The 9,095-nt window shown below is 43.5% G+C and carries 12 protein-coding genes; 4 read left to right on the top strand and 8 right to left on the bottom strand.

Annotation, left to right across the window (positions count from 1 at the left end):
- Positions 1-52 precede the first annotated feature (52 nt).
- The gene (locus D6D85_RS03700) at positions 53-244 is read left to right on the top strand and encodes a hypothetical protein (RefSeq protein ID WP_125670729.1); all 192 of its coding nucleotides are present in this window, start codon (positions 53-55) and stop codon (positions 242-244) included.
- A gap of 50 nt (positions 245-294) precedes the next feature.
- Here the strand turns inward: D6D85_RS03700 and D6D85_RS03705 are convergent, their stop codons facing one another.
- Genes D6D85_RS03705 through D6D85_RS03715 form a run of 3 tightly spaced genes read right to left on the bottom strand, consistent with a single transcriptional unit; the run spans position 295 to position 3,019 of the window.
- Positions 295-1,230 carry a TerC/Alx family metal homeostasis membrane protein gene (locus tag D6D85_RS03705; protein ID WP_125670730.1) on the bottom strand — a complete coding sequence of 312 codons (936 nt, stop codon included), beginning with the start codon at positions 1,228-1,230 and terminating at the stop codon, positions 295-297.
- A gap of 44 nt (positions 1,231-1,274) precedes the next feature.
- Entirely contained in the window at positions 1,275-1,580 is a 306-nt protein-coding gene (locus D6D85_RS03710) for a (Fe-S)-binding protein (protein WP_125670731.1), read from the bottom strand.
- Positions 1,581-1,591: 11 nt separating this feature from the next.
- Positions 1,592-3,019 (bottom strand): FAD-binding oxidoreductase, encoded by a 1,428-nt coding sequence (locus tag D6D85_RS03715; protein WP_125670732.1) that lies wholly within the window; start codon positions 3,017-3,019, stop codon positions 1,592-1,594.
- A gap of 79 nt (positions 3,020-3,098) precedes the next feature.
- Between D6D85_RS03715 and D6D85_RS03720 the strand changes: the two genes are divergently transcribed.
- Genes D6D85_RS03720 through D6D85_RS03730 form a run of 3 tightly spaced genes read left to right on the top strand, consistent with a single transcriptional unit; the run spans position 3,099 to position 5,618 of the window.
- Complete coding sequence (locus D6D85_RS03720) at positions 3,099-4,061, top strand: (Fe-S)-binding protein (protein WP_125670733.1); 963 nt, start codon at positions 3,099-3,101, stop codon at positions 4,059-4,061.
- Positions 4,062-4,066: 5 nt separating this feature from the next.
- Positions 4,067-5,272, top strand: a complete 1,206-nt coding sequence (locus tag D6D85_RS03725; RefSeq protein ID WP_237558743.1) for a lactate utilization protein B — start codon at positions 4,067-4,069, stop codon at positions 5,270-5,272.
- 10 nt (positions 5,273-5,282) lie between these two features.
- Entirely contained in the window at positions 5,283-5,618 is a 336-nt protein-coding gene (locus D6D85_RS03730) for a cupin domain-containing protein (protein WP_125670734.1), read from the top strand.
- A gap of 18 nt (positions 5,619-5,636) precedes the next feature.
- Here the strand turns inward: D6D85_RS03730 and D6D85_RS03735 are convergent, their stop codons facing one another.
- From D6D85_RS03735 to D6D85_RS03750, 5 genes are all read right to left on the bottom strand, one after another.
- Complete coding sequence (locus tag D6D85_RS03735; protein ID WP_125670735.1) at positions 5,637-6,089, bottom strand: hypothetical protein; 453 nt, start codon at positions 6,087-6,089, stop codon at positions 5,637-5,639.
- A 182-nt stretch (positions 6,090-6,271) separates the two neighbouring features.
- Positions 6,272-7,714, bottom strand: coding sequence for an Nramp family divalent metal transporter (locus D6D85_RS03740; protein ID WP_125670736.1), 1,443 nt, complete (start codon positions 7,712-7,714; stop codon positions 6,272-6,274).
- Positions 7,715-7,802: 88 nt separating this feature from the next.
- The gene (locus D6D85_RS03745; protein ID WP_125670737.1) at positions 7,803-8,417 is read right to left on the bottom strand and encodes a hypothetical protein; all 615 of its coding nucleotides are present in this window, start codon (positions 8,415-8,417) and stop codon (positions 7,803-7,805) included.
- Between the two features lie 134 nt (positions 8,418-8,551).
- The gene (locus tag D6D85_RS16085; RefSeq protein WP_161969673.1) at positions 8,552-8,692 is read right to left on the bottom strand and encodes a hypothetical protein; all 141 of its coding nucleotides are present in this window, start codon (positions 8,690-8,692) and stop codon (positions 8,552-8,554) included.
- Positions 8,689-8,916, bottom strand: a complete 228-nt coding sequence (locus D6D85_RS03750) for a hypothetical protein (protein ID WP_125670738.1) — start codon at positions 8,914-8,916, stop codon at positions 8,689-8,691. The genes D6D85_RS16085 and D6D85_RS03750 overlap by 4 nt, the downstream gene beginning before the upstream one ends.
- Positions 8,917-9,095: the final 179 nt, after the last annotated feature.

Here is a 9,095-nt window from a genome sequence, read left to right on the forward strand (position 1 = left end):
CGAAGCACCTTTTTGAGGTTAATATTAAATAGAAGGGAGACACAAATTTCAGATGGAGAGCGAGATGTCGGACGTGGTTCTCAAGAGAATAAATGATATAGAAAAGATTCTGATCGAGATAAATGCAAAAATAGATAATTTTATAGGATATGAAGAGCTTACAGAGAAAGAACGGAGGGAACTGAGGAAAATACGCGAGGAAGTCAAACGTGGCGAGTATGTTAGCTTTGATGAGGTTTTTTGATAAAAATTTATAAAATAATAAAAAGTTATCGAGAGAGAAATTTATAAAAATCACTCAGCAGTTCCTGATTCCTTTCTTCTCAATCTTGCCATGAGGACCAAGACCAGTATTATCGTTGCGATCAGGAGAAGTGAGATATACGAGGGCACCTCTATGCCAAAGGCTGATAGAATGAATGCTGCTCCTAGATATATTAAGTAAATTGCGAGGCCCCTTCCCAAGTTTTCTACAAGCCTTAAACCGTGCTCTAATAGGAAATACAAGGATCTTAGCCCAAGTACAGCCATTATATTGGATGTATAAGCCGTGAAGAACTCCCTTGTTATTGCTAGGACGGCTGGGACAGAGTCAAAGGCGAACATTATGTCCGTGGTCTCTACTGCCAGTAAAGTCAGCAGGAGAGGGGTGAAAAGGACATCTCCATTCTGCTTGATTATGAAGGACTTCCCATCCTCACCATAAGTTGGAGCTATCGGCAGGAATTTTCTCGCAAAATTGACCACCCTGTTTTTCCCAGGATCCACAGCCTCTCCGCCCCCTCTTGCCATCTTGTAGCCTGTATATATCAGAACAGCCCCAAAAACATAGACCATCCAGTGAAATCTCTCAAGCAGGGCAACTCCTACAAATATGAAAGTTCCCCTGAATACAGCTGCGCATATTATCCCTGCGAGCAGGACGATATGCCTCCCTCTGGGCGGGACTGCAAAGTAGGTAAATATTACTAAGAAAACAAATAAGTTATCAGTAGAAAGAGAATACTCCGCAATATATGCAGTTATGTACTTAATAAATTCTTCTGTACCATACATTGAAAATACTATTACTGAAAATGAAAGACCCAATGATATCCATGCAATAACCCACAGCAAGGAATCTCTGAATCTTATTTCACCCTTCCTCTTCTCCCAGTAGATCAGATCAATAGCCAAAAATACAGCTACCACTAGGTGAAACACCACCCAGAAAGACAGAGAAACTTCCATAGCATATCACCTCATTTTATGAAGTTTACCTTTTATTTAATTATTTATACCTTCTTATTTGTAAGTAGGTAATATCTGAACATTCTGATGTCCTCCTTCACATCAACTCCAGCTGGGCATTGAGTGGTGCAAGCACCGCAAAGGAGACAGGTGAATATGCCATCCGTGCCTTTGTTGCTCCATATACCGTTTCTTATGAGGAATACGATCGAGTTTACCCTCCCCCTTGGGCCATAAAGCCTGTGGTTATCCATCATCTTCAAAGTCGGGCAAACCCACTCACACATACCGCAGAAAGAGCACTTCAGGACATCGCGCAATATCCTCTCCTCAACCTTGGCTATGGCCATAAAACCACCTTTTACCACAGTTTACCTGGATTTAGAATCCCCTTTGGATCAAATATTCTTTTTATCTCCTTCATTATATCTAGTGCTTTTTCGCTTTTATTTGCCTCTAACTCCATGATAAGCCCCTCCTTTTTGGTGGTTCCTATTCCATGCTCTGAGCTCACAGTTCCACCGAGATCTATGGCGAGCTGCATGAGATCTCTTATGAACCTGAACACCTTTTCCTTTTTCTCCTCATCTCCTTCCTCGAACCACAGAACTGGATGGAGATTTCCATCCCCTATATGCCCTCCTAAGGTCATCTCAATTCCATACTTCTCCGCCAGCTCCCTGACTTTTCTGACGCATTCAGCCATCTTGGATGGAGGGACTGATATATCCTCCACATAAACTATTGGTCTGGTCCTTGGATCCTTCCTTCCCTCAGCAGCAATTCTTATCGATGCTGGATAATACCCTCTCCTGACATCAAATATACCCTTTTCCTCAGCCTCCTTTAGAGAACGGGCTTCTATTATTGACGAGGCATTGTTGCTCACCATAACCTCTTTTAACGCCGAAAGTGTCCTATCAGCAGCCTCTACAGGTACATCAACGCTGACTATCAGCATATTTCCTTTTCCCTTTATCTTTAGCTTCAGAGCTTCCACAGTTTTCTCCACTGTATAGGAATCGAGAAACTCAGTTATGTAAAGGTTGAATTTTCTCTTTTTCAGCTCAACAACAGCATTTGCTAGATCCTCTAAGCTTGGGAAGAAGGCAGCTATATTCACAGTGTTCTCTGGAAGCGGGACTATCTTAAGCGTGGCCTCTGTTACAACAGCTAGAGTCCCCTCGCTCCCGACTATTAGCCGAATCAAATCATAGCCAACTCTATGCTTGGTTGTTCTCCCACCAAGCCTTAAAACTGTACCTTTTTCATCGGGAAGCACTACCTCCAAGCCTAAAACTGCATCCTTCATTGTTCCATACCTTAGGCCCATCATTCCCCCAGCTCCTGAATTTATTGCCCCTCCAACAGTTGCTGATTTAACAGATGCAGGATCTATCGGAAATGTGTACCCCTCTTTTGCGAGAAATTCATTTATCTCGACAAGTCTGACTCCTGGCTCTGCTGTTATGTACATGTCCACTGTGCTATACTGTTTTATTTTATTCATTCTATTAAAACTTATTACAATACCGTCTTCTGCCGGGGTTGAGGACCCCACTATCTCGCTTGCAGACCCTTGGGGATAGATCCTCAGGTCATTCCTGTATGCATAGGATAGCAGGGCAGATACCTGAGATGTGGATGTGGGAAAGACCACGGCAATGGCATTCCCTTCAAAATAGACAGCATCCTTTGAGTACATCCTTACGACAAGATCGTCATCCTCGACGGCTTCTTCTCCTAGAATTTTTCTCAGATCCTTTATTACATCCTTCTTGCTTGGCATAGGAGATCCACAAAGGAAAAAATATAAATCTTTGGGGAAACTTTTTAAGTTTCCCTCTAAAGGGATTCTGGGTGTCATCATGCCGTTGCCAATTAAGGATGTCCTAGATATGATAGCAGATAACACGAGAAGAAGGGGCTGCCCTGTTCCCATACCGGAGAAAGATGCATATGGATGGGCTGATGGCCTCAACATACCACGTGGTGGAGAGACCGTCCTCTTTACTGGCCTACTTTATCAGCTCATTCCCTATATAGATTCGCTTGTGAAATACTTGGAGGGCATGGAGAAAACCAGCGTTGGAGCTCTTGTGATGAAGCTGGGAAAGGTGGCCGGTAAAGTCATAGATGTGACCAAGATAGCAGGACCTCCTAGGGAAAGGGTGGAGGAGCAGAGCAGGATAGTTAGGAATATTGCCATGCTTCTTATGAAATCCGGAGTTTCATTCGGTTATCTATATGAGGATGACATGTACTCAGGGGTTCTCCTGCACGATCTTGGTCTGGATGACGATTTTAAGGAACATGCTAACAAGGTATACAGGAAACTGAAGGAAAAAGGTGTAAAAACAATAATAACAATAGATCCTCATACAACCAATTGCATGAGGAAAGTCTACCCAGAATATATAGATAATTATGATTTAGAGGTTAAAAACTACCTAGAGGTGCTATCGGAGAAAGAGATAAGGGGGAAGGACCTGAAGGAAGAGGTGGTGATACATGATCCATGTGTGTATGCGAGATATGAGGGCATAATAGAGCAGCCCAGAAAGCTTCTTGCTGCAGCAGGTGTAAAGGTGCTTGAGGTTCCGGATAAGAGCAGAAGCATGACATTCTGCTGCGGTGGACCTGTGGAGTCTTTATCCCCTTCGTTATCCAAGGGAGTTGCCGGTCAGAGAATTGAACAGCTCACCAGTATGAGCAAAAAGATCGTCGTGATGTGCCCAATATGCTACTCCTCATTCCTCAGAGTGAAGCCTGATGATGTTGAGATGAGAGATATCTCAGAGTATCTAGCAAAAGGATTTTTAGAGGGGTGACGCAAGTGATAAGAGCAGAAGATTTGCTATCTAAGCTAATAGATGCCATGGAAGACCCAATTCTTCAAGAAGGTTTGAGAAGAGCGGTAAAAGCATCAGTGCCGGCCACTAACAGAGCCTTGCAGAGCTGGCCCTATCTGGCGGAGTTGGCGGATTATGTCAGGAAGAGGAAGGAAACTGTATACAGTAATATAGATTATTATATAGATGAAACTCTTAGGGCAATAAAGGAGAAGGCAAAGGCAAACGCATATTTTGCATCCAACAAGGATGAAGCATTAAAAATAATTGACAGTATAATAGGAAATGAGAGGAAAACTATAGTGAAGGCGAAATCCATGGTAACGGAGGAGATAATGCTAAGGGAACATCTCACGGAAAAGGGCCATGAGATATACGAGACGGATCTTGGCGAGCTGCTCATACAAATAGCCAAGGATAAACCGATGCACGTCATAGCACCAGCATGCCATCTCACGAAGGAGCGTGCAGCTGAGCTGTTGAGCAGCATAGGCGTAAAAGTTACCAAGGGCATGGATGCTGAGAAAATTGTTCCGGAGGTTAGGGCCTTCCTGAGGGAGAAATTTGTGAAAGCTGATATAGGAATAAGCGGTGCCAATTCCATAGCCAGCGATACCGGAGCATTTTTCCTAGTATTTAATGAGGGAAACATCTCACTGGCAACTACTCTGCCTCCTGTGCACATAGCATTGATAAGCATAGACAAGATAATGCCCACTATCACGGACGCTTTTATGCAGGCAGTTGTCCAGTCGGGCTATGCCGGCCTCTATCCTCCTACATATATTTATATGATAGCCGGCCCAAGTAGCACTGCTGATATAGAATACCACAGGGTTTATGGGGTCCACGGGCCAAGGGAACTACATATCATACTGTACGATGGGGGAAGAAAAGAGGCTCTTAAGAACCCTGTACTGAAAGAGCAGCTTTTCTGTGTAAAATGCGGGAGATGTGAATTCGTTTGCCCTATCTGGAACATTGCTGGTAATGTGTGGGGTGGAAGAGTTTACGGTGGTCCGCTGGGCATGGGGTGGACCTCTATAACAGAAGGGATAGAAAAAGCAGCACCTCTTTCAATGTACTGTCTGTTATGTGGTGCCTGCAAGGAGGCCTGCCCAGGAAAAGTGGATATGATAAAGATAGCAAGATATCTGAAGCGTGAATATATAGAGAAGATCAGAAAATGATCTAAAGGTGATGCTGTTGAAGATCCGAGATATCAGGGATATAGAGGCTGTCCCAGCCCCTGACCATGTAAAGACTACTGTGAGATATCTAGTCGATAATACAATGTCCAGAAAGTTTCAGGCGCACTATATTGTGATAGAGCCTGGAGGCTATGGCGCTGAGCCACCGCATGCACACCCAGAGGAACATCTATGGTACATAGTTCGAGGAAAGGGTATCGTGAGAGCTGGACAGGAGGAGAAAGAAGTTAAAGAAGGAATGATAATTTTCATCCCGGCTGGCGAGGTCCATAGCATGAGAAACATAGGGGATCAGCCGCTGGAATTAATTTCTATCAAATGCTAGCAGAGGAGGCTTATTTCCTTAAGCATTACTACCCTCTTTTGTTAGTCTTTCAAGTATTCTATAAAGTAGATCGGGTTTATGGGAGTACAGATAAAGGAGGGCTGTTCTTCCGCGGCTAATTATAACTAAATTTCTCTTTTTATTCATCTTGATCTTGCATCCCTTGAGCATCAGCATCTCATCTTTACCATATAAAACATAGCGATCCATAACATAATATATATCAGGAGTATCAACTACAATTCTTGGCAACATAGGACTCATTATTATGAGTATTGCAGATAAGAAGAATCCCAGTAATCTGAAGGAAAATATCAATATTAACGGCAATGCTATGTAGACAATAGCCAAAAGGAGCGATCTTACTAACCTTTTCCACCTATCAGCAGACTTTAAATCAGTAACATTATCGTAATATTTGTATTGAGGTGTTTTTTCCCTCTCACCAGCTGGAGCTTCCTTGTAGGACATTGCTCAACGGATTTCTTGGAATTTTTAAATTTTATCTGCCAGTTAATAAGTAATTTAGTGTTATCATGGATGCAGTTAACTCCTCTCTAAGGAAATCTCGGAAATTCAAGTAATCTCAAACGCTCTATCAGTCTCCTGATTTCATAAGTAATCCTAAATAAAAAAGAAAAAGAAAGGGATTTTTAGTAGAGTCCAAGATACTTGGCTACAGAGAGGAGGAAGATTGTTGTGCACATTATGAAGAAGACTATGTTGAGCACCTTAAGGCCCCAATGCATTCTCAGCTCTTTTGGTAGCTTTCTGTCCAAGTAAAACAGGAACGGAACTCCAAATATAGCTCCAAAGTTGGCCATGTTGGAGGATATCAAAATAAGCCAAACGGGTGCTGATGTAAACATGGCTAGAGAGGCCCAAGCAAGTATTATGGCCAAAGTCAAGTAGTAGAGGATCCTTATATCGTTCCTTAAAGCCTTTCTTACGCCCTCCACTTTCCAGAATGCATCGCAGAATGCCCTGACAATGGCATCAGCTACTCCCATCTGAGTCTTGAACAGGACGAATACTGCTACGATGACGCCCCACCAGTAGCCTGGTGCGCCCCATAGTTTGTTAAGAGCCAAGGACAGCCACAGGGGAACGTTCCATGCGAGCTCAAACTTCCATCCATGCATTAATCCATAGGATAGCATCATGGGTATAGCCATGCCGACAATTGCTCCTAGGCAGAATATTAGAAGAAGCTCCTCGGCAGCAAGCTTTAGCCATCTCCTGTAAGTGCTGACATTCTCAGGAGTTACCTTGAAGATCTTCCCGAAGGGAGAGACCTCGATCTTCTTGCCTCCGATGAGAGCGGAGATAAATCCAGTGAGAGAGCCCATTCCAAATCCCTTATCTTTGTAGTAGTTAACTATTATATAGTTTATGCCTGTTGCAAATCCGATGTATCCCCACCAACCGCCAAATACAACAGGATCCACTCCCGGTGGTATATATCCAACGGAAACCAAGCCCTTTGCGGCCTCAGCCCAGACATCAGGTGGCACTAGGATTATGGCAAGAACTATGAATGATGTGAAGACCACTCCTAGGTCGAACCAGTTGAACAACTCCAGTGTTCTCGCAACCCTTCTACCCAAAGATAGGATTAAGAAGGTCAGAAGCAATAGGATTACTCCAACTGTTGCGACAAATGGCCTGTCAGCTACTCCAGGCATCCTCCCCAAGATTCCTCCTGCGAGAGCTGTCGCACTGCTGTATGCCCATCCACCCCATACGAAGGATAGAAATACTCCTAGTGCTCCAAGGATCGCTGCCCATACTCCGATCTTGAACATTGTTGTGATAGGAGTCTCACCTGTTGCTATTGAAATTCTGGCCCAGCTGTAAATATATGCCGTTTGGAGCAATGCACCTATCCAGATCAACCAGAACAGACCAAGGCCTATTTTTATTGCCATCGATGGACCTAACAGGAACTCTCCGCTGCCGATAGATGTCCCCAGGGCTATCAGTGCCGATCCCCATAGTGTTGTAATCTTCTTCTTCAGGGTGAGCTCTGTCTTAAAAACCTCCTCGGGGGTTGGTATTTTTTCAGCAACCTCCCAAACAGTTTTTTCTTCTGCCATATAAGGCCCCCTCTTTCTCGGGGGGGTTTAGATTTAAACTTAACGCTTCAGTTACAATCAGTCAGAAATAGGTTCTGCAAGAACTGATTTACTTGAGCATTAAGAACAGAAAGGACGATACTAATGGCACGGATATGTTGTCCTCAATCCCATAAAGCTCAGCAAAGGAGGTTGCAGCTGCTATCACAGCTGACCTAACCGGATCAATCATAAAAGCCATCACAACAAAGTAGGAGAGAAATCCCGCTAAAGTGCCCTCAATTGTCCCCTTAGACATTGGAATTCCCCTCTTTCCCATGGTAATTCCAGCTATTGCTGAGATCCCATCAACAAAAATCATCGCCAGAACCCCAGCTATAAAGCAATCTCTGAATATCATGTAGGAGCTTCCTATCCCAATAACCCCTGTGAGAAGGCCGATCCATCCTGCCCTTTTCTCATAATCCCTCTCAAGCCTCTCTACTGACATGGCAAACTGAGATGTAAGCTTATCCATTCCCTCTATTCTCACTCTTTTTGCTACTTGCGCCAGCTCTGCTGGAATCCCCTTTGCTCTAACCGCATAAAGCCAAGCGGATGCAGCTACTATAAGACCATAAGCATTAACGGGATCATATTTTAGGGGAGAAGAAAGGAAATATGGAGCAAACATAAGTGCAGAAAGAGCGATGTGAAGAAGCTTTCTCTCTATCTCAGCTCTCATATGACATCTGCTAGCGGTAAGGTAAAAACTTTCAGCTTAATGATTTATCAACCTCAAACCTTTCGATGAAAAACAGAATGCCGAAGGGAATTAATTATAAGATATCTCGCTGAAACCTCGGATTCAAATATTCTTTACTGAATTTCGGAAGTGGATCTGATCCCGTTAATGCTCATGAGGCCATAAGCATTAGGGACGGCTATCCTCGCTGAATGCGGATAGCTTTCCCTTTTCACAAAGCTCATGACAACAGACGAATCGAATATGTACCTCATCTCTCCCTGTCCTCCCTGATCAGCTTGGCAACCTCCCCATCTGGAATCTCAGGTAGCCTCTCAAGAAGCTTTTTTGCTCTTTCCTCCAGCTTTCTTATGGCTCTTCTCTTAACTTCCTCCTTCAGAGCTTTTCTAATGACAGGACCTAGCTTTATCTCCAGCTTATCCACTAGATTCTTGAGCTTTCTCGAAACTTTCGCTGCGATAGCTACGTAATCTCCCACAGTGAACTCTCTAAGATAACCTTGATAAAGTTTACAGATAAAGCTAACAGATATGGGAATTATCTTAATGAAACTTTATTAACACATAAAATCTTAAGTTCCTATGTTCGAGAAGGAAGAAGGGATTGATAGTATCGTTGGACTTGGCCTCAAGTCGAACTATCAGTGGAAGGGAGAGG

It is taken from the genome of Candidatus Methanodesulfokora washburnensis (assembly GCF_003947435.1).
Lineage (GTDB): Archaea > Korarchaeota > Korarchaeia > Korarchaeales > Korarchaeaceae > Methanodesulfokora > Methanodesulfokora washburnensis.

Bases quoted from the DNA above. Each gene is read 5' to 3' on its own strand.
- D6D85_RS03715 (WP_125670732.1), bottom strand. From the start codon at position 3,019: ATGCCAAGCAAGAAGGATGTAATAAAGGATCTGAGAAAAATTCTAGGA.
- D6D85_RS03720 (WP_125670733.1), top strand. From the start codon at position 3,099: ATGCCGTTGCCAATTAAGGATGTCCTAGATATGATAGCAGATAACACG.
- D6D85_RS03730 (WP_125670734.1), top strand. From the start codon at position 5,283: ATGCTGTTGAAGATCCGAGATATCAGGGATATAGAGGCTGTCCCAGCC.
- D6D85_RS03745 (WP_125670737.1), bottom strand. From the start codon at position 8,417: ATGAGAGCTGAGATAGAGAGAAAGCTTCTTCACATCGCTCTTTCTGCA.
- D6D85_RS03705 (WP_125670730.1), bottom strand. From the start codon at position 1,230: ATGGAAGTTTCTCTGTCTTTCTGGGTGGTGTTTCACCTAGTGGTAGCT.
- D6D85_RS03700 (WP_125670729.1), top strand. From the start codon at position 53: ATGGAGAGCGAGATGTCGGACGTGGTTCTCAAGAGAATAAATGATATA.
- D6D85_RS16085 (WP_161969673.1), bottom strand. From the start codon at position 8,692: ATGAGGTACATATTCGATTCGTCTGTTGTCATGAGCTTTGTGAAAAGG.
- D6D85_RS03740 (WP_125670736.1), bottom strand. From the start codon at position 7,714: ATGGCAGAAGAAAAAACTGTTTGGGAGGTTGCTGAAAAAATACCAACC.
- D6D85_RS03735 (WP_125670735.1), bottom strand. From the start codon at position 6,089: ATGTCCTACAAGGAAGCTCCAGCTGGTGAGAGGGAAAAAACACCTCAA.
- D6D85_RS03710 (WP_125670731.1), bottom strand. From the start codon at position 1,580: ATGGCCATAGCCAAGGTTGAGGAGAGGATATTGCGCGATGTCCTGAAG.